Here is a 19,230-nt window from a genome sequence, read left to right on the forward strand (position 1 = left end):
ATTTTGAACAATAAGCGTCAGCTGAGAAAGACCAAATACGAAAAATAAGTAAGAGAAGACTGCACTTATTTTGAATAGAAGTTGATACTTTTTCATAGAAATCTTTTCCAATATGACCTCCCCTTTCCAGACTCTACTGCTGCAAAATTAAGAGAACAGTTTGCTCTTTTTAAGGCTAACCCGACTACTAGATAATAGATATATTAAAGCATTAAAGACAATGAAAATATGTCCATAGAATAAAATCAATCTCGCATCCAAACCAAGATAAAGTTTGACCATCAAAAAGATGAGCAAAAGAATTTGAAACCATAAGGTTTTTCCAAAAATAAATTTAAAGCGATTTCGAATGTCTACTTCCTTGATTTTTACCGCCACCCCTTTATTAGCAAGAAGGAAAACTCCTGCTTCAAACAAGCCACTGTAGAGAACAAGCCACCCAATCGATACATTAGAGATTTGTAAAAATGTCCCTAAAAGAATATTCAACATACTACTCACGAAAATAACAAGAAATAATCTGTATTTCATATTATATATCTCCATTCATTTATTTCACGAACGGTTTAAATAGAAGCTTCTAATCAAAAATTCTATCAGAAGAGGAAGATAAACTACTTTTTATAATACTTCAAGCCCCAAATGAGCAAAAGCATGATAAGCAAGCAGAGAATAGCACCAATATAAGCGATTAGTTGTTGGTAGAATTCTCCTGCTGTGATACCTCTATACAAACAGATAATAGACATAAAACCTGTCAAGCCAATATACATGAGTTGATTGGTTCTAGGACTAACCAAATCATCGTCTTCAAACTCTCTTATCCTCATTTCTCTAGTGAGGTAAACAGTGACCAAAATAGAAGCCAAGTTAATAACCACTAAAAGAAATTGGAAAACCAAGGAAAAATTTAAAAACTGACGAGATAGAAATAGATAAGTGGAGACAAGTAAGGGCAACTGACCTAGGAACAATCTCGCAAGGAAGATGTTCCGTTTTTTAGCAAGAAAAGTTTTCATTTCTTTGCTCCTTTCTTTTTCATGATAGCCAAATAAATCATCACTGCAATCACATAGGCTATGGTATAAAATAGTTGATACCAAGCACTCTCCCTAAGCGGATATAGAAAGATGGACATGATTAGATACAAGATGAAAATGACAAGTATTTGTTTCTTCATAAGATTTCCTCCTGAATCTTTGTTGAGCTAGAACCTTTACACTGCTAGTATAGCACTCATTTTGACCTTGGATCACTGAAATCATAAATGGTCATCAAAACCTCTTGAATTGTTAAAAAATTTAAAAAGCAAGCATGGAAAACATACTTGCCCTGGGGGAACTTGACAATGTGAAAATACAAAATAGAAAACTACTCACCCTCACTTCCGTATGTTCTCATATATTCTCATGATCGCAACAAGGATAGCAGCTGTCCCACTTGCCAAAGCGATAAGGGTAATGATAATGTTGAGGATTTCAGGCGTACTCCCTATTCTGTTGATAAAACGAAGTAGGGATATAACTGTCAACTGAATCAGGAGTATTGATTCTACTCTTACCATTGAAGTAAGTCTGTTTTCAACTGCATATAAAAAGACTGGTAGCATAACACAGGCTATAGCAATCACAAACAGATTGCTCCTTGTTTCTTCTCCCTTGTTCACCACGGAAATCATGAGAAGATTCGATGCTATGATCAACGTAGAACAGATGATAAAAAAGGATTTCTTATTCATATAGGATACCTCAAATAATATAACATCCAACTTATTAAAAGTCAGGCTGGATAAAGAGAAAATTTATCTGTTAGCTTCTGCAAATTGAAACATTGTTTTTGTATTCACGAGGAATACTTTTTTTATTTTCGTCCTGTTAGAATATCGTATGCTTGTACTCCATCAAGCAACCCCATTCCATTAGATAGTATGTTGTCTAACTCCTCCATCTTTTCATCTGAAAATGTTATTTTTCAGCGTTGATTACTTTTTCATAGGTTGCTATCGTCCTTGACAGCACCATCTTCCATATTCTTCTCCAAGTGACTTCTTTTTCCTTGCCATTTCTTACCCCTTTATTTTACATTTTTTTAGTTCTGATTGTTGTTTTTCTTTCTCTTCGTCTTCTTTTATTTTGTTATGTCGTTCTTTCATAGTTTCTAAAATAAAGAATGTGAAGGATATAGTAAATGGAGCGCCTACATATTCTATAACATACTTCCAATTCCCGAAGCATTGACTAAAATAAGAAAAGAAAGATACAATTATCAAATAGGTAACTAAAACTGCTGTCATTCCACGTAATTCTTTCTTAAATATTGCACGTACTGTACGACTCATTTTCTTTCTCCTTTTACTGTTTTCTACTTCCGCTAATACTAACTACTTACCATACTTTTTTACCTATACATCAACTACTATTTAATTCTCTAAAAGTGGTTAGTTTTCTCCTCTATAAGAGTTGATATTCCACTTTCGACTACAACCTTAACAATGTTAGTATACTACTATTCTTTGAAATTTTCCATCCAAATCATAAATAGTCATCAAAACATCTTGAGGCGTTAAAATAATCGAAAAAGAAAGCATTTCGGAAATACTTGACCTTTTATCATTCAGTTCATATACAGTTATAATCTTTTATATATAAAATAAATACACCTATCTTCTCACTCTTGTCTATAGGCAAATGTTAGCTATATGTTATTACAAACAAATAATATCATTGCACCTGTTTACCATCTATTTTTATTTATGAATTTTTTGTTTCACTTTAATCATTATAGAAGCCATAAAAAACGCGACAGCTAGCCGAATCAGTTGGTAACTTTCTTCCTCTCCTGTTTTCGGTAATAATTTTTCATTCGAAGTAATAGATTCGCTTACATAATCAGTCCCCTTAACATCAGTTGAAGGAGTTTTATTTTCTTGAGCAGCATCAAAAATAGGTTTGGGAGTTTCCAATTGATTCTTATTGTCTAACATTGCTAAATTGTCAGATTGAGTAGTTTTAGCTTTAGTAGTTGAGTTTGTACTCTCCTCTTTCCCACTATTTTCACTATTAGAATTGGAATTAGCATTGGATATTTTCATTTCGGTTCTTTTTTCATCACTCATACCTTTGCTGTCGCTTACAACTTTATCACTAATACTCATGCTGTCATTTCTGGTTTTCTCATCACGGACACTTTCAGTTACTGTTTCCTCAGAAGATTTCACTGTCTCCGTTTGCTTAGGTGAGTTTCTCGAGTACATATAATCATACACCTGTTGTGCAGTTGCTCCGCCACCAACCCATCCAGATATCGGATGTCCATTTTTTAAATACAAAATTGTTGGTGTTCCTGGAATACCGACTTTTTTAAATAGAAACTCTCTCGCTTCCCCATCAAAATCCTTACCATCCAAATCATAATATTCTAACTTCTTTTCAATCAAGTTATTAAATTCTTTCAATTCAGGAGAAAATTGACGACAATGAGAGCAAGTTTTTCTACCAAAATAAATAGTATGTTCCAATTGATCCTCTGTAAAAGATTGACGAACGGCTTCAATATCTATCTTTTTAAAGTCCGTAACATTCTTCTCATACTCTTCTGGGGTTACAACAGAAGGCTTATGCTCCACCTTTTCCTTAGCCGATGGCAAATCTGGTGCCACAAGAGAACTATCATTCGCCCGAATAGATGAAGTAGTAGGCTGCTCTTCTGCATATACAACACCCGTAGTAATAGATGCAAATACAAGTGGTACAAGTAATAGCGATTTTATCTTTTGATTCTTCATAAGAATACTCCTTTACATTTGTTATCTTTATCTTACCTTATTTAAGATTACAAATTCATATAAATCTTAAATGGTCATCGAAACATCTTGAATTGCAAAAAAAATCATTATAAAAGGGTAAGTATTTCGAAAACACTTATCCCTTTATACTTCATTAAGCTCTACTTTTTATAATACTTCAAGCCCCACATAAGCAGAAGCATGATAAGCAAGCAGAGAATATCACCAATATAAGCGATTAATTGTTGGTATAATTTTCCTGCTGTGATACTTCTATACAAACAAATAATAGACATCAATCCTGTCAAGCCGATGAATATAAGTTGATTGGTTCTAGGACTAACCAAATCATCATCTTCAAACTCTCTTATCCTAACAGTAACTAAGATAAAAACCAAGTTGATAATCACTCAAAGAAATTGGAAAACTAAGGAAAAATTTAAAAACTGACGAAATAGAAACAAATAAGTAGAGACAAGCAAGGGCAACTACCCTAGTAGCACTCTCGCAAGGAAGATGTTCCGTATTTATCAAGAAAAGTTTTCATTTCTTTGTTCCTTTTCTATCTAACAGTTCAAAGCACTGTATATAACCTCTGTTACGTAGCTATGTGACGTTATTTAAAGATTAAATAGATAAGAAAAAGAGACACGTAATAGTAGCATTCATTAAGCCATGTACAACTACACAGGAATATAGATTTCTTTGCTTTATATAAAGACAACCCAATACAAGTCCTGTCACAAGATGCTGAGAAATAATCTCTCCATCATGAGCAAATCCAAAAAGAACAGCTGAAAGAAAGACAGCAAAAATAGGAGAATATTTTTCTAAAGTTCCTAAAATGATTCCTCTAAAGAGCATCTCCTCCAAAAGAGGTTGAGTAAAAGCAGTTGACAACCAAAATAGAACTGTATAAAAGAAACCACTAGTTTCCAAATGTTGAAAAAAGCTCAAAGAACTTGTATTATCATGGGCTTTTCCAAGGACGGTAGTAAAAAATATAAAACTAACTACTAAAATTAGATTAGCCAGATAAGCAAAAATAATCCATCTCAATTCTACCCACTTGATTGGTAAGCGATCTAAAGTAGTCTCATCCCCCCATCTCTTAACAAGATATACAATAATTGTTAAACATATAAAGAAAGATAAAAAGTAGACACCTACACCGAATACTTCTCCTATCACTCCGTCATAAAATCGTCTCACAACAGTTAATGGTACAACTTGAATAGCAAAAGTAAGTAAAAAGCAAGTAAGCACTTTTATAAAGATAAAACTTATGTTCTTCATAGTTTATCCTTTCTTTAATGTCTAGATGATTTTTTAGCATTGTCCCCTGTTTGTAGATTTGCTAATTCCATCTATGAAACCACAAATTGATCCAAGAAGTTGGTCGTAATTAGGAATTAAGGAAGTCCACCAAGGCATTCCACCTCCTTGAACTTGTATTAGTTTTTCTGCACTTAAAGTTTCAAAATATTTATTTTTCATGATATTATCTCCTTAGATACACAGTGGGCACATCGCATGCAATCTTCTTTGATTTTCAACATACAAATCAAATCCATCTCTTACTAAACTACCTACTCTATACCAGAATCCGTATGAATTATCTCCACCTTCAACGCAAGTAAGCATTTCAGTATCCATAACAGAAAATTGTGATATCATTTTTGTATCCATGACAAATACTCCTTTTTAAAAAAACTAAAATAAATCAGAATAGAATCCTCATAATTTTACTATAAGTCTTACCAACTTAGTCCCAATTTATCACCAACCATACCTCCTAAGCATGTTAATCCACCCCCAATTGCACCAATGTGTGCTCCAACAAATGCACCAGCAAGTCCAGCTACTCCTAAAGTGGCCAAACCTGCTCCAGTTCCACCAGTTATAGCTCCCGTAATGACTCCTCCAATCAGTGCATTTTGACAATCAGTGGAGCTATACCCCCCTTCAACTTTCGCAAGCATTTCAGTATCCATAACCTCTAACTGTGACAACATTTTTGTATTCATGATGAATACCTCCTTTTTATTTTCAATTTGTTACAAAGTCTTAAATTCAATAAACAAATAGATTTTTTATAGTATCTTTTTGATTTTCTTAAAAAAGTATATACGTCTACTATCTTCTTAAAGGTAGCAGTACCTATTTTTTAGTCTAAGATTTCAATAATCTTGAGTATCTAAAATATCTTAATTTCGTTATTCTCCTTGCAATAAAAAGTTTTACTATACTATTTATTAACTTGCAGAAAGCAAAAAATATTAGTAAATAATAGTTTATAGTTAAGTTTTTTATTCCTACCAATCCATCAACTAAGTAAAGCATCAACGATTACATAAACTATTGATAATATAATTAAAATTTTGCTAACTATCTTATTCTCATCATTCTTAGATAACTTTGATATTTTGTAAGTAAGTAAATAAGACAGTAAATTAATAGCGATAATAATACTATATTTAAGAATCATAATCTTACAAAGAGGACATAATTCCTGAACCTACACAAATAAGTGTTGCTGCTCCCCCAGTTATCGGACCAGTCGCAGCAGCTAATAGTACTGCTCCAATACAACCACCGATTGCAGACCCTAAATTGCCTCCTCCACTAACTATTTCGAGTTCTTCATTATCCATAACAGAAAATTGTGACATCATTTTTGTATCCATGACAAATACTCCTTTTTTATTTTTAATTTTTGTCCTGTTGCAACTTTGACAAGTTTAGTATATCATCGTTTTTTAAAGTTTTTCATCCAAATCTTGAATTGTCATCGAAACGTCTTAAATTAGCTTTTTTATTTCAAAATCATCTCTATTTTTTTAAAGAAAGATGTGCTCTAAACATTTTTTGACCATTCAGGAAGTTTCAATGACGATTCAAGATTTTATAAAGCATGAAATTGTTTTTATGTCATAATAGACCTATCCACTATATGAAAGGAATTGCCTATGACTTCTTATAAACGTACATTTGTTCCTCAAATAGATGCTAGAGACTGCGGTGTTGCTGCCTTAGCCTCGATTGCTAAATTCTATGGTTCAGATTTTTCTCTAGCTCACTTGAGAGAACTTGCAAAGACCAATAAAGAAGGGACGACTGCTCTTGGCATTGTAAAAGCCGCTGATGAAATGGGCTTTGAAACAAGACCTGTTCAAGCAGATAAAACTCTCTTTGACATGAGTGATGTCCCCTATCCATTTATCGTTCACGTTAACAAAGAAGGAAAACTCCAACATTACTATGTTGTCTATCAAACAAAGAAAGACTATCTGGTTATTGGTGATCCTGACCCTTCTGTAAAAATCACCAAAATGTCAAAAGAACGCTTTTTCTCTGAATGGACTGGAGTAGCTATTTTTATAGCTCCCAAACCTAGCTATCAACCCCATAAAGATAAAAAGAATGGTCTACTAAGCTTCCTTCCTCTGATTTTCAAACAAAAATCTCTCATTGCTTACATTGTTCTCTCAAGCTTATTGGTCACTATTATCAATATCGGTGGTTCTTATTATCTCCAAGGAATCTTGGATGAATACATTCCAAATCAGATGAAATCAACTTTAGGAATCATCTCAGTTGGTCTGGTTATAACCTATATCCTCCAGCAAGTCATGAGTTTCTCCCGAGATTATCTCCTAACTATTCTGAGTCAGAGATTAAGCATTGATGTGATTTTATCCTATATCCGCCATATTTTTGAACTTCCTATGTCTTTCTTTGCGACACGTCGTACAGGAGAAATCATTTCACGGTTCACAGATGCTAACTCTATTATAGATGCCTTGGCTTCTACCATTCTTTCTCTTTTTCTGGATGTTTCTATTCTGATTCTTGTAGGAGGCGTCTTACTGGCACAAAACCCTAATCTCTTCCTTCTTTCTCTTATTTCTATTCCTATATACATGTTCATCATCTTTTCTTTTATGAAGCCTTTCGAAAAAATGAACCATGATGTCATGCAAAGTAATTCTATGGTTAGCTCTGCCATCATTGAAGATATCAACGGGATTGAAACTATAAAGTCGCTCACGAGTGAAGAAAATCGCTATCAAAATATAGACAGTGAATTTGTAGATTATTTGGAAAAATCCTTTAAGCTCAGTAAATATTCTATTTTACAAACGAGTTTAAAGCAGGGAACAAAATTAGTTCTGAATATCCTTATCCTATGGTTTGGCGCTCAATTAGTCATGTCAAGTAAAATTTCTATCGGTCAGCTGATTACCTTTAACACACTTCTTTCTTACTTTACAACTCCTATGGAAAATATTATCAACCTCCAAACCAAACTCCAATCTGCGAAGGTCGCTAATAACCGTTTGAACGAAGTCTATCTAGTCGAATCTGAATTTCAAGTTCAAGAAAACCCTGTTCATTCACATTTTTTGATGGGCGATATTGAATTTGATGACCTTTCTTATAAGTATGGTTTTGGACGAGATACCTTAACAGATATTAATCTCACGATTAAACAAGGAGATAAGGTTAGCCTAGTTGGAGTTAGTGGTTCTGGCAAAACAACTTTAGCCAAAATGATTATCAATTTCTTTGAACCCTACAAAGGACATATTTCCATCAATCATCAGGATATTAAAAACATTGATAAAAAAGTCTTGCGCCGTCATATTAATTACCTACCCCAACAAGCCTATATCTTTAATGGATCTATTTTGGAAAACTTAACCTTGGGAGGAAATCATATGATTAGCCAAGAAGATATTCTAAGAGCTTGTGAATTAGCTGAAATCCGTCAAGATATTGAAAGAATGCCTATGGGCTATCAAACTCAGCTCTCTGATGGAGCTGGTCTATCAGGAGGACAAAAGCAACGAATCGCCCTCGCTCGTGCTCTTTTAACTAAAGCTCCTGTTTTAATACTAGATGAAGCTACTAGCGGTCTTGATGTCTTGACTGAGAAAAAAGTTATAGATAATCTTATGTCCCTAACTAATAAAACCATTCTCTTTGTAGCCCATCGTCTCAGTATAGCCGAACGAACCAACCGTGTCATTGTTCTTGACCAGGGGAAAATCATTGAAGTTGGTAGTCACCAAGAGTTAATGCAGGCGCAAGGCTTCTACCAGCATCTATTCAATAAATAAGGAGAATGTCATGAATCCTAATCTTTTTAGAAGCGTCGAGTTTTATCAGAGACGTTACCATAACTATGCGACAGTGTTAATTATACCTCTTTCATTACTGTTTACTTTCATCTTGATTTTCTCCCTTGTTGCCACAAAAGAAATTACTGTTACTTCCCAAGGAGAAATCGCCCCTACAAGTGTCATTGCGTCCATTCAGTCAACCAGTGATAATCCTATCCTTGCTAATCATTTAGTGGCAAATCAAGTAGTTGAAAAAGGGGACTTACTCATCAAATACTCTGAAACAATGGAAGAAAGTCAGAAAACTGCCTTAGAAACTCAATTACAAAGACTTGAGAAGCAAAAAGAAGGACTTGGAATTTTGAAACAAAGCTTAGAGAAAGCGACTGATCTTTTTTCTGGCGAGGATGAGTTTGGCTACCATAATACCTTTATGAATTTTACTAAACAATCCCATGATATTGAACTGGGTATAACAAAGACTAACACTGAGGTTTCAAATCAAGCTAATCTTGCCAATAGCAGTTCATCAGCCATCGAACAAGAAATTACAAAAGTTCAACAACAGATTGGAGAATATCAAGAGCTGAGAGATGCTATCATAAATAAAAGAGCACGCTTACCAACTGGCAATCCACACCAGTCAATTTTGAATCGTTACCTTGTTGCCTCACAAGGACAAACACAAGGAACTGCAGAAGAGCCATTTTTATCTCAAATTAATCAAAGTATTGCAGGTCTTGAATCATCTATCGCAAGCCTCAAAATTCAGCAAGCTGGGATTGGAAGTGTAGCAACTTATGATAATAGTTTAGCAACCAAAATTGAAGTACTCCGCACTCAGTTTTTACAGACAGCCTCACAACAGCAACTAACCGTAGAGAATCAATTAACAGAATTAAAAGTACAGCTAGATCAAGCGACACAGCGCTTGGAAAACAATACCTTAACCGCACCAAGTAAAGGTATCGTTCATCTGAACAGCGAATTTGAAGGTAAAAATAGAATTCCAACGGGTACAGAAATTGCTCAAATATTCCCTGTCATCACAGATACAAGAGAAGTACTAATCACTTACTACGTATCTTCTGACTATCTACCTCTACTAGATAAAGGACAAACTGTAAGATTAAAACTGGAGAAGATTGGAAATCACGGCATTACCATCATCGGTCAACTTCAGACAATTGATCAAACTCCTACCAGAACAGAGCAAGGAAATCTCTTTAAACTAAGCGCTCTTGCAAAACTATCTAATAGGGATAGTAAACTCATCCAATATGGCTTACAAGGTCGCGTCACTAGTGTAACTGCAAAGAAAACATATTTTGATTATTTCAAAGATAAAATTTTAACACATTCTGATTAATTTTCAGATAACACTCTATAACCATTTATTATCTTATCAAAAAGGAGAATCATAACATGGATAAGAATCAAAACCTAACTTCATTTCAAGAACTAACAACTACTGAACTCAATCAAATTACAGGTGGAGGATGGTGGGAAGATTTCTTATATAGATTTTATGTAGTTGAACAAAGCAATACAAAAGGATCTAATCAACCAGTGCAACTATAAAAAATAATACCGAGAAACAAGAACTCTCGGTATTATTTTTTATCATTCTGTATATATACAGTAAACACCTGACGAAAGACTTGATTTTGACAAGTGGTATTTAGACTGGTATTGGGATGACTTTCCACAATTTTCATTACAGTATAGAGACCAACCCCTCTCTCCTCCCCTTTAGAACTTGCTCCAAAGGAGAAGATTTCAGAAATATCTATGCTCTCTTCTTTGATGGAGTTTTCGATGATAAAGGTCTCCTGTGCTCCATTTTTTAAAAAGGCGATTGAAACATGAGGTTGACTGGCCTCTGCACTGGCTTCGATAGCATTGTCACAAAGGATAGACACAATGGTTAGAAAATCAAGTAGACTCATCCCCTCGACTTGAATCTCCTCTGGAACTTCGACATTAAAGACAATGTTCTGATTTCTAGCTTTTATAAATTTTCCTGCTAGAAGGCTTTTGAGGGCACGGTCACGAACATTTACCAATCTTCCCAGGTCATATTTATTGTCCTGCAATTTTTCACTAGAATCCTTTAAGACCGAGTCGTAGACCTCTTTTATCTGCTCCATATCCTCCTCTTCAATGCCCAGACGTAAGCTGGTCAAGAGGTTGGTGTAGTCATGGCGAAAACTCCGTACCTCCTTGTAAAGTTCCTCTATATGCCGACTATAGCGTTCCATATCCCTGTAGCGCAAGGTCTGCTCTTGGTCCAATCTCTCATGGAGTTTGCCCTTCAAATAGGTATCCAATTTCTTGATAATCCCCATAAAAAAGAGTAGGTAAAATACTAGGATGAGATGGCGAACAGTCGTTGATTGAATCCCCTGTTCATATTCAAAGTAAGACAGACTTTGCATGACTAGAAAGTAGGCACCCATTATCCAGTTAATCTTAGTCAGGGACTTTTGAAAACCTGTATCAAGAATCTCCTTTCTCAAACTAGTAAAATCATAATCCAACCATTTCAAAAAGGCTAGAGAAATGAAGAAATTGAAAATTATGATACATAATCCAGTAAATGAGTAGTCATTATATACTTGCTCTTGCCCCAAAAATGGAAGCACAAAATAGGAGACTCCTCTATAAAAGAGATTCACCAATATCATTGGAAAGAGACCATAAAAGAAAAGGAGTTTTTTAGGAAGTCCTCTTAACAATAAGAAAGATAGACCTATACCGAATAAGGGTTCTATAAAATATGACATATAGTCACTCACAGCTAAAAATTGAAAAGTCGCAAAGAACGCCCCTAGAAGAAATTTTAGAAGAAAGGCCTTAAAAATTCTATCGAAAGTGAGACTAATTCCATCTACTTTAAAGAATATAACAATTTTTAGTCCATTAATAAGAAGTGTATATAAAAATATCCAAGCAACAGCCATAAGTTCTCCTTAATCAGTGTAAGTTATTGATAGCTTCAGACACTTCCCTGACCTTATAACGCGCGATTAGACAGCTTCTCCCATTGGGAAAGAAAAGAAGTTTTTCTTTCTTATCCAAATGCACCACATTTGCAGGATTGATGAGAAAAGAGCGGTGGCACTGCAGGAAACGAGGCTCCTGCTTAAGAATCTCCTCTAAACTCGCTGTAAATTCCAGTCTGTCCGTCTCGGTATAGAGAATGACATGATGAGATTTGGGCGACGTTTCGAGATAGTAAACCTCTTTAAAAGGATACTGGAATTGAGCAAATCTTGATTTAAAATAAAAGCAATCTTCAGCTAGACTTTTACTGTCTTGACTATTGGCATAGAGAAGGGCTGTCTCGATACGAGATTCAAATTCCTCTGCCGAAAGGGCCTTATCAATGTAGTCCAAAGCAGACACTTGGTAGCGAAAGGACAAGGGCATAAACTCCGAGTGAGTCGTCACAAAAACAATCAGAGCATAGGGGTCCCGTTCCCGAATCTTTCTAGCCACCTCTAGCCCCTTCATCTCTTCGTTTCGAATCTCAATATCCAAAAAGAAAAGCTGATGCGCCCCCTTCTCATTCACCTCCGCCAGCAGTTGGTCTGGCTTACCAAAGACTTCAAAAGAGCTGGGAATGATACTCTGTTTTTTCAAAAGTTTTTCAATCGTCGTTTCAATTCTTGCTTGTTGGGAAAAATCATCTTCTAAAACAAATATTCTCATCTTCTTACTCTCCTTCTTTCAACCATTTTTGACGAATTTCTCTATAGCGACGTCTAGCATACTTGACAGCGTATTGACCTTCTTCTCCAAGAAAAAGGATTCTTTCTTGAAAATCAATCGATTTTAATTTATCAAGATTAACCAAACAATTTCGATGACATCTCATCAAGGTTTCTCCATATTGGTTCTCAAGATTACTTAAATTTTGAACCATATTAAAACTAGCTTCTTCTGTAACAATCTGTACGGTATGGGCTTTAGTTGGATGTGTTTGGATATAGTAGATATCGTCGACATTTACTTTATAGACTGTTTTCTGTGTCTGAATAATCATATGTTTCATTGGATTCTCCTCCTAATACTCTTCGAAAATCAAATTCAAACCACGTCAGCTTTACCTTGCCGTACTCAAGTACAGCCTGCGGCTAGCTTCCTAGTTTGCTCTTTGATTTTCATTGAGTATAAGAAAAGAATAACAGAAAAGTTCTTACACAAGCCCACCAAATCCTAAACAGGCCTTCAAGGCTCCTGAATGGTATCTTATTCCTCAAATAAGCATGATAATCTTACAACTATTTTATCATAAAATCTTAACAGTACCATTCAGGAAATTTCAAGTACAATTAAAGATTTGAATAAAAAAAAAGAGTTAAAAGTGATAGACTATGATTATAGAAAGACTATGTTTGCAATAACTTTAAAAATCATCAAAAAAGGAGGGGTGCATATGATTTATTCACATCCACCATGATTAACACCCTATACATATACTCTATTGCAATTGACGTAAATATAACAAGGAGAAAATTATGGCCAAGTCAAATAAAACAAAACAATTAACATCAATCGAACTTTCTCATATAAATGGCGGTAATATTCCATATGGATGGTATTCTCCGTTTCATATGATTAGCGATAATGTACTATGTAGAAATGGATATTCATATAATAAAGCTAATCTTGATAATGGTAAATGTATCATTGATTGGGGCAACATAGTTGGCAATGTTGCTAATAATATAGGTGCCTCACTAGGAGATTTACACAATCCCTTACCTTAAAATATAAATTATATAGGAGGTCACGTAAATGACAAATCCCATCAAAACAGCTCAGACTTTGATTACTGACTTAAACAAAGCCTATCAAGCATGCAAACAGGCAACCGCTGACGACGTCCGCTTTCAGGAGCAATTAGACTCTATTCTTGGTTTTCTAGCCAAGGCTGAGACAGTGGACAATCGAGTCTTGATTGAACTGGAAAAATTTTACCAGACTTCCAGTCTTCTCCTGGGACTCAGCGCTCTCGATCCAGATGCTCCTACTCGTGCCGCTTGGCGAGCCTATGACCGCTTCCACTTTGACCAAGTCAAGACCAAGTTGAGTCTCTACGGACCAACCATTATCTTGTAAAAAATAAAAGAAGCTGAGACAAACTGAACTCAACTTCTTTTTTAGTGTCATATAGGCAAGATTAATCCTGCATCTGACGTTTTACCTGATAAGGCAAATACAAGACTTGTAAAACCAAACCAGCACCCAGCAAGACTAGAAGGGCCAGTTTTTCTTGGAAGGTCACAAGGCCGACGACTAATTCCACAAGTAAGACCAAACTGGTCAATCCTCGGACTACCGCCTGCAAGCCTTTTTCCTTTTGCCCCTTGTCCAGTGGAAAGAGTTGGGTCAAATACTGGTAGTCAAAGGCATGATAGAGGGCCAACAACTGGAAGAGCAAGAGGTAGTTAAAGAGAACTACCACTGCTGTCGCAATCCAAGATTGCTCGATAAATACCTGCGCCAGCAAGGAAAGCAAGAGAAGACGAAGACTAAGGGCAAAGAGGTCTCCATTTCGCAAATAAGAACGCAGATAGAGATTTTGCCAAATCTTCCCAGGCACCTTCTGAACAGCCTTTAGGATAAAGTCCAGATAGGCACGACGCTTGACGCTGTTTGAAATTCCCTTTACCTGCGTAAAGAGGGCAAAGAAACGAAGCAAGACTTGCTTACGCTTGCTTTCTTGGGCAATGACATAGTCCCAGTTCAGTCCAGTTTCAGTGAAAAATTTGCTGGCCTTTTGACGAAAGAGGAAATATTTACCTACTCCCAATAAAAGCACATAGATCAGAAAAACAGGCAAGCCATAACCCATTGCTAAAAATAAGGGCGCAAATAACAGCAAGAAAAGGGTCTGGACAAAGAGCCAAAAGACTAGGGAAATGCTAGTCTGACGCTTGAGGTGAAGCTTAATTTCCTCTTCTCCAACTAAGAGAAAGAGCTTGTCTGGAGCCTCCATATAGGTGGCAATTCCTCCCCAAAGCAACAGTAAAACAGACGTAATTCCTACAAATAAAAGGATAGGCCAATGATTTTCAGGAAAATCTTGTAAGAGTTGACTGTACTGGTAGGCTAAAAACCCCAGCAAGACAAGCAGGAACAAGACAAAGTGGTCATTGAGAACATAACGCAGATAACCGACACACTCCTTACGAAAAACCTGCTTTCTCTTTAAAAACAAGTCTTTCATAGCTCCTCCTCTTTGGTCAGAGCCAAGTAAATATCATTCAAACTAGCCTCAGGCATGTCAAAGGCTTCGCGCAGTTGCAGGAGATTTCCCTTAGCACGCACTTCTCCCTTGTGAAGAATGACAAAGGCATCACACATCTTCTCAGCCGAATCCAGCACGTGAGTACTCATGAGAATAGACTTGCCCTTTTGCTTTTCCACTTCCAAAAGCTGAATCAAGTCTGCAATAGCTAGCGGATCAAGACCAAGGAAAGGCTCATCCACGATAAAGAGACTCGGATCCACCACAAAAGCACAGATAATCATGACTTTCTGCTTCATCCCTTTTGAAAAATGAACAGGGAACCAATCTAATTTCTGGTCCAGACGGAACATTTTTAACAAAGGTTCCACTCGATCAAAAGCCACTTTCTGGTCAATACCATAAGCCATAGCAACCGTTTCGATATGCTCTCTGAGAGTCAATTCCTCATACAGGCTGGGCGTTTCTGGAATGTAGCCAATTTGCTTGCGATAACTTGTCGCATCTTCTTGCAGGGTCAGGCCATTGATATTGATGGAGCCACTATAAGGTGTCAACAGACCGATAATCTCATTGATAGTCGTCGATTTACCAGCACCATTGAGACCAATCAAACCAACCAACTGCCCACTTTCAACAGTAAAAGACACATCTTTCAAGACAGGGACATGGACATAGCCACCTGTCAAGTTTTTAATTTCTAACATATTTTCTCCAAATCTGGTATAATGTAGCTATATTATATCAAAATTCAATACAGTAGAGGTAGATTTTATGTCAGATTGCATTTTTTGTAAAATCATCGCAGGGGAAATTCCTGCTTCAAAAGTATATGAAGATGAGCAGGTTCTTGCCTTTCTTGATATCTCTCAAGTGACACCAGGACATACCTTGATCGTGCCCAAAGAACACTATCGCAATCTTTTGGAAATGGACGCTACGAGCGCCAGCCAACTCTTTGCCCAAGTGCCAACAGTAGCTCAAAAAGTCATGAAAGCTACCAAAGCTGCTGGTATGAATATCATTGCCAACTGTGAAGAAATCGCAGGGCAAACAGTCTTTCATACCCACGTTCACCTCGTACCTCGCTACAGTTCAGACGATGACCTCAAGATTGATTTTATCGCCCACGAACCAGACTTTGACAAACTTGCTCAAGTCGCTGAAACTATCAAAAACGCCTAAGGAGTTGCCATGAAATTATCCAACCTACTGCTATTTGCAGGAGCTGCAGCCGGAAGTTATCTGGTCACAAAAAATCGCCAAACCATCACAGATGAAGTCTTGAATACCACTGACCGCGTTCAAACTATCAAGGACGATGTGGATATTATCCAAAATAGCCTGCAAATCATTGACCAGCAAAAAGAACTCATCAAGGAATACCAAGAAGACCTGACTTACAAGTTTAAGGTCTTGGAAAAGGATATCCAGACTAGACTAGCTGTTATCAAAGAAACACAGGAAACTGAAGATAAGTAAAAGAGCCCGACGGCTCTTTTTTAAAACGTAAACAAGTTATATCCCATCAACTATACATCATAATTTAGGCAACTCATTCACCATTTCACAACTAAATCGAAGACTTTCCTAGGCTTTCCACCGTAATGAAAACACCTGAAACAGCTTGGTTTCAGGTGTTCGGAAACTTTGAGACCTAGGCTCAAAGTTTAGGTATGGAACTTCGAAGAAGGTCGCTACCGTCCGTCATCACTTAAGGAAAGTCTTAAAAATCTACAAGTAAAAAGAGCCCGACGGCTCTTTTTGCTTTATTCACCTTCAAAGGCATCTTTTATATGGTCAAAGAAGCCTTTTTTCTTTGGATTTACTTTCAAGTCACCAGCAGCTGCGAATTCTTTAAGCGCTGCTTTTTGGCGGTCGTTCAAGCCTGTCGGTGTTACGACATTGACAGTAACGTATTGGTCCCCAACTGCACCGCCACGAAGGCTCGGAGCTCCCTTGCCACGTAGACGAAATTTCTTACCAGTCTGAGTTCCCTCTGGGATAACCAATTCAACATCACCGTGAACAGTTGGGATATCAACTGTATCACCAAGAGCTGCTTGGACAAAGTTAAGGTTCAGATTATAGAAGATAGTGGTTCCTTCACGTTCAAACTTGTCGCTGGCTTCCACAGAAACCACTACATACAAGTCACCATAAGGTCCACCGTTAAATCCAGCTTCACCTTGACCAGCTAGGCGAATTTGTTGACCAGTTTCTACACCAGCAGGAATTTTGACATGTACACTATGCGCTTGTTTTTCATGCCCTGTTCCGTGACAGGTTGTACATGGATCTTTGATTTCTTTTCCGCGACCATGACAGACATCACAGGTTACTTGGCGTCGCATCATACCAAGCGGAGTCTGCGTATCGACATTAATTACACCAGCGCCATGACAGCGTCCACAAGTGACTGGACTTGTTCCTGGTTTAGCACCTGAGCCATTACATGTACGACAGCTTGCTTCACGGTTATATTTGACTTCTTTTTCAGCTCCAAAAATAGCTTCTTCAAAGGTCAAGTTCACACGATACTGGAGATCATCCCCCTGACGAGGAGCATTTGGATTGCGTGAAGCACCGCCTCCGCCGAAGAAACTTGAGAAGATGTCCTCAAAACCACCGAAGCCACCTGCCCCATTGAAACCGCCGAAACCACCAGCACCACCAAAGCCACCGTTGGCTCCTGCAGCACCATATTGGTCATAGGCTGCACGTTTTTGGTCGTCACTCAAAGTCTCATAGGCTTCTTGAACTTCCTTGTACTTGTCCTCAGCACCAGGCTCCTTGTTGATATCTGGGTGATATTTTTTCGAAAGCTTGCGATAAGCCTTTTTGATCTCGTCTGCCGAAGCGTTTTTTGACACCCCCAGACGATCATAAAATTCAGTATTGTTCATAATTCAAGATACAAAGGGCGTCAAACGGACACAGGCAAAATAGGAGTTTTGACGACGGACGCTTGCGTCCTAGAAAAAACTATCTTTTTGGCACAGTCCGTAAGCCCGTGTTCAATTCCCTGAACACCCTTGTTCCTTTCTGTTATTGTTGCGGAACGAAACCTCGATTTAGGTCGGGTTCAATTCCTTTCTTTTATATTGAATAAGAAATTCTGGAACCCGTGTTCAGTTCCCTGAACACCCTTGTTCCTTTCTGTTATTGTTGCGGAACGAAACCTCAATCTAGGTCGGGTTCAATTCCTTTCTTTCAAATTAAGTAAGAAACTTTGGAACCCGTGTTCAGTTACGAACACTCTTTGTTCCTTTCTATAATTTTCATGTAAATATTTAGAGGGTATTTTCTATACTCTGTTTCACTTCATCAAACTCTTTGTCCGATAGAGTAAAAATCAAATCCTCTTCTGAATATTCATTCTGTTCTTTAAAATAGTTGTCCGTATTTTCTGCCAAACCTAGACCAAGAATCACTTTTCTTGCAAACTCTAGATGTGCAAAACCGATAGCCGTAATGATTTGTTTATCTTGGACAAAAACTTTCGGTTGGAAATTCTCACGTGGAAGAAATTCAAAATAGTCAAAGAAGTTTTGCCAAATTCCACCTGTAAATTTCGTGTCGTTCAACAGGCCTGCCTTCGCCAATAAAAGGGGCGCTGAAGAAATGGCTGCAATTAGGATATCTTGCTCATTAAGACTTCTCAAAAACGAGATCAATTTCTCATCTTGTAGAGCAGGACCTATATTTACCATTCCTGGCAAAATCACACAAGAATAATCTTCTATACGGATTTGATCCAATGTTTTCGTCGGTTGACAGGGCAAACCATCCTCAGAGACCACCATCGAATTCTCAGAAGCTACATAATCAATCGTGATATCAAAAGACAGAGCTAAAGTACTCGTTAAAGTGGTTATCTCATAAAGAGAAAAATTAGGATAAATGATACAAAGTACTTTTTTCATACGCAACATCCTCTATTTTATCGAAAAACAGAGGCTGGGTTGCAACCTCTGGATTTCTTCTTATCATTTAGTTATTAAGCTGAATTGAGCACGCCCTAACCTCTTGGTGAAAAAGATAAATCTTCCTAGAAACTA

At 36.9% G+C, this 19,230-nt stretch carries 25 protein-coding genes and 1 pseudogene; 7 read left to right on the forward strand and 19 right to left on the reverse strand.

Features of this window, described 5'->3' with window-relative positions:
- Nucleotides 1-147: 147 nt before the first annotated feature.
- The 12 genes and pseudogenes from N8M20_RS05085 to blpI form a co-directional block, all read right to left on the reverse strand.
- Nucleotides 148-531 carry an immunity protein gene (locus N8M20_RS05085; protein WP_261079315.1) on the reverse strand — a complete coding sequence of 128 codons (384 nt, stop codon included), beginning with the start codon at nt 529-531 and terminating at the stop codon, nt 148-150.
- An 83-nt stretch (nt 532-614) separates the two neighbouring features.
- Nucleotides 615-1,019, reverse strand: coding sequence for an immunity protein (locus tag N8M20_RS05090; protein WP_164226411.1), 405 nt, complete (start codon nt 1,017-1,019; stop codon nt 615-617).
- A complete protein-coding gene (locus N8M20_RS05095) occupies nt 1,016-1,180 on the reverse strand; it encodes a hypothetical protein (protein ID WP_261079316.1) in 165 nt (54 codons plus the stop codon). The genes N8M20_RS05090 and N8M20_RS05095 overlap by 4 nt, the downstream gene beginning before the upstream one ends.
- Nucleotides 1,181-2,065: 885 nt before the next feature.
- The gene (locus N8M20_RS05100; RefSeq protein ID WP_049533701.1) at nt 2,066-2,338 is read right to left on the reverse strand and encodes a hypothetical protein; all 273 of its coding nucleotides are present in this window, start codon (nt 2,336-2,338) and stop codon (nt 2,066-2,068) included.
- 408 nt (nt 2,339-2,746) lie between these two features.
- On the reverse strand, nt 2,747-3,784 hold the full coding sequence (locus N8M20_RS05105; protein ID WP_049533700.1) for a DUF6568 family protein: 1,038 nt from the start codon (nt 3,782-3,784) through the stop codon (nt 2,747-2,749).
- 161 nt (nt 3,785-3,945) lie between these two features.
- Nucleotides 3,946-4,331 (reverse strand): annotated as a pseudogene (locus N8M20_RS10565) (immunity protein).
- 80 nt (nt 4,332-4,411) lie between these two features.
- Nucleotides 4,412-5,080: a CPBP family intramembrane glutamic endopeptidase gene (locus N8M20_RS05110; protein ID WP_049533698.1), complete on the reverse strand. Its 669-nt coding sequence runs from the start codon at nt 5,078-5,080 to the stop codon at nt 4,412-4,414.
- A gap of 33 nt (nt 5,081-5,113) precedes the next feature.
- A complete protein-coding gene (locus N8M20_RS05115) occupies nt 5,114-5,281 on the reverse strand; it encodes a hypothetical protein (RefSeq protein ID WP_153226613.1) in 168 nt (55 codons plus the stop codon).
- Between the two features lie 12 nt (nt 5,282-5,293).
- A complete protein-coding gene (locus N8M20_RS10570) occupies nt 5,294-5,473 on the reverse strand; it encodes a bacteriocin class II family protein (protein ID WP_314726179.1) in 180 nt (59 codons plus the stop codon).
- A 68-nt stretch (nt 5,474-5,541) separates the two neighbouring features.
- Nucleotides 5,542-5,811: a bacteriocin-like peptide BlpJ gene (blpJ, locus tag N8M20_RS05125; protein WP_049533694.1), complete on the reverse strand. Its 270-nt coding sequence runs from the start codon at nt 5,809-5,811 to the stop codon at nt 5,542-5,544.
- Nucleotides 5,812-6,110: 299 nt separating this feature from the next.
- Complete coding sequence (locus N8M20_RS10790) at nt 6,111-6,272, reverse strand: Gip family bacteriocin immunity protein (protein WP_014632401.1); 162 nt, start codon at nt 6,270-6,272, stop codon at nt 6,111-6,113.
- Between the two features lie 4 nt (nt 6,273-6,276).
- Nucleotides 6,277-6,471 (reverse strand): bacteriocin-like peptide BlpI, encoded by a 195-nt coding sequence (blpI, locus tag N8M20_RS05130; RefSeq protein ID WP_049533692.1) that lies wholly within the window; start codon nt 6,469-6,471, stop codon nt 6,277-6,279.
- Between the two features lie 282 nt (nt 6,472-6,753).
- Here blpI and blpA point away from each other — a divergent pair, with 282 nt between their 5' ends.
- The 3 genes from blpA to blpC are packed head-to-tail and all read left to right on the forward strand — an operon-like array spanning nt 6,754 to nt 10,491.
- Nucleotides 6,754-8,907, forward strand: coding sequence for a peptide cleavage/export ABC transporter BlpA (gene blpA, locus N8M20_RS05135; protein ID WP_261079317.1), 2,154 nt, complete (start codon nt 6,754-6,756; stop codon nt 8,905-8,907).
- A 10-nt stretch (nt 8,908-8,917) separates the two neighbouring features.
- Nucleotides 8,918-10,279, forward strand: coding sequence for a peptide export ABC transport accessory protein BlpB (gene blpB, locus N8M20_RS05140; RefSeq protein ID WP_261079318.1), 1,362 nt, complete (start codon nt 8,918-8,920; stop codon nt 10,277-10,279).
- Nucleotides 10,280-10,335: 56 nt separating this feature from the next.
- Complete coding sequence (blpC, locus tag N8M20_RS05145) at nt 10,336-10,491, forward strand: quorum-sensing system pheromone BlpC (protein WP_261079319.1); 156 nt, start codon at nt 10,336-10,338, stop codon at nt 10,489-10,491.
- A 32-nt stretch (nt 10,492-10,523) separates the two neighbouring features.
- Here the strand turns inward: blpC and N8M20_RS05150 are convergent, their stop codons facing one another.
- The 3 genes from N8M20_RS05150 to N8M20_RS05160 are packed head-to-tail and all read right to left on the reverse strand — an operon-like array spanning nt 10,524 to nt 12,967.
- Complete coding sequence (locus N8M20_RS05150; RefSeq protein ID WP_261079320.1) at nt 10,524-11,873, reverse strand: sensor histidine kinase; 1,350 nt, start codon at nt 11,871-11,873, stop codon at nt 10,524-10,526.
- Nucleotides 11,874-11,886: 13 nt separating this feature from the next.
- A complete protein-coding gene (locus tag N8M20_RS05155) occupies nt 11,887-12,624 on the reverse strand; it encodes a response regulator transcription factor (RefSeq protein ID WP_261079321.1) in 738 nt (245 codons plus the stop codon).
- Nucleotides 12,625-12,628: 4 nt separating this feature from the next.
- The gene (locus N8M20_RS05160; RefSeq protein WP_049521288.1) at nt 12,629-12,967 is read right to left on the reverse strand and encodes a LytTR family DNA-binding domain-containing protein; all 339 of its coding nucleotides are present in this window, start codon (nt 12,965-12,967) and stop codon (nt 12,629-12,631) included.
- A 466-nt stretch (nt 12,968-13,433) separates the two neighbouring features.
- Between N8M20_RS05160 and N8M20_RS05165 the strand changes: the two genes are divergently transcribed.
- Both N8M20_RS05165 and N8M20_RS05170 read left to right on the forward strand, forming a co-directional pair.
- Complete coding sequence (locus N8M20_RS05165; RefSeq protein ID WP_057487500.1) at nt 13,434-13,685, forward strand: hypothetical protein; 252 nt, start codon at nt 13,434-13,436, stop codon at nt 13,683-13,685.
- 28 nt (nt 13,686-13,713) lie between these two features.
- Nucleotides 13,714-14,037, forward strand: a complete 324-nt coding sequence (locus tag N8M20_RS05170; protein WP_261079322.1) for a helicase BlpT — start codon at nt 13,714-13,716, stop codon at nt 14,035-14,037.
- Nucleotides 14,038-14,098: 61 nt separating this feature from the next.
- Here N8M20_RS05170 and N8M20_RS05175 read toward each other — a convergent pair whose 3' ends face one another.
- Together N8M20_RS05175 and N8M20_RS05180 are read right to left on the reverse strand one after the other, a co-directional pair.
- Nucleotides 14,099-15,148, reverse strand: a complete 1,050-nt coding sequence (locus tag N8M20_RS05175; RefSeq protein ID WP_261079323.1) for an ABC transporter permease — start codon at nt 15,146-15,148, stop codon at nt 14,099-14,101.
- Entirely contained in the window at nt 15,145-15,876 is a 732-nt protein-coding gene (locus tag N8M20_RS05180) for an ABC transporter ATP-binding protein (protein WP_261079324.1), read from the reverse strand. The genes N8M20_RS05175 and N8M20_RS05180 overlap by 4 nt, the downstream gene beginning before the upstream one ends.
- 67 nt (nt 15,877-15,943) lie before the next feature.
- Between N8M20_RS05180 and N8M20_RS05185 the strand changes: the two genes are divergently transcribed.
- Both N8M20_RS05185 and N8M20_RS05190 read left to right on the forward strand, forming a co-directional pair.
- Nucleotides 15,944-16,354: an HIT family protein gene (locus N8M20_RS05185; RefSeq protein ID WP_261079325.1), complete on the forward strand. Its 411-nt coding sequence runs from the start codon at nt 15,944-15,946 to the stop codon at nt 16,352-16,354.
- A gap of 9 nt (nt 16,355-16,363) precedes the next feature.
- A complete protein-coding gene (locus N8M20_RS05190; RefSeq protein WP_261037811.1) occupies nt 16,364-16,651 on the forward strand; it encodes a hypothetical protein in 288 nt (95 codons plus the stop codon).
- A 287-nt stretch (nt 16,652-16,938) separates the two neighbouring features.
- Here the strand turns inward: N8M20_RS05190 and dnaJ are convergent, their stop codons facing one another.
- Together dnaJ and N8M20_RS05200 are read right to left on the reverse strand one after the other, a co-directional pair.
- Nucleotides 16,939-18,075, reverse strand: a complete 1,137-nt coding sequence (dnaJ, locus tag N8M20_RS05195; RefSeq protein WP_050895735.1) for a molecular chaperone DnaJ — start codon at nt 18,073-18,075, stop codon at nt 16,939-16,941.
- Between the two features lie 387 nt (nt 18,076-18,462).
- Nucleotides 18,463-19,095, reverse strand: a complete 633-nt coding sequence (locus N8M20_RS05200; RefSeq protein WP_224219130.1) for a DJ-1/PfpI family protein — start codon at nt 19,093-19,095, stop codon at nt 18,463-18,465.
- Nucleotides 19,096-19,230: the final 135 nt, after the last annotated feature.

This window comes from Streptococcus mitis, from assembly GCF_946190275.1.
Classification (GTDB): domain Bacteria; phylum Bacillota; class Bacilli; order Lactobacillales; family Streptococcaceae; genus Streptococcus; species Streptococcus mitis_DC.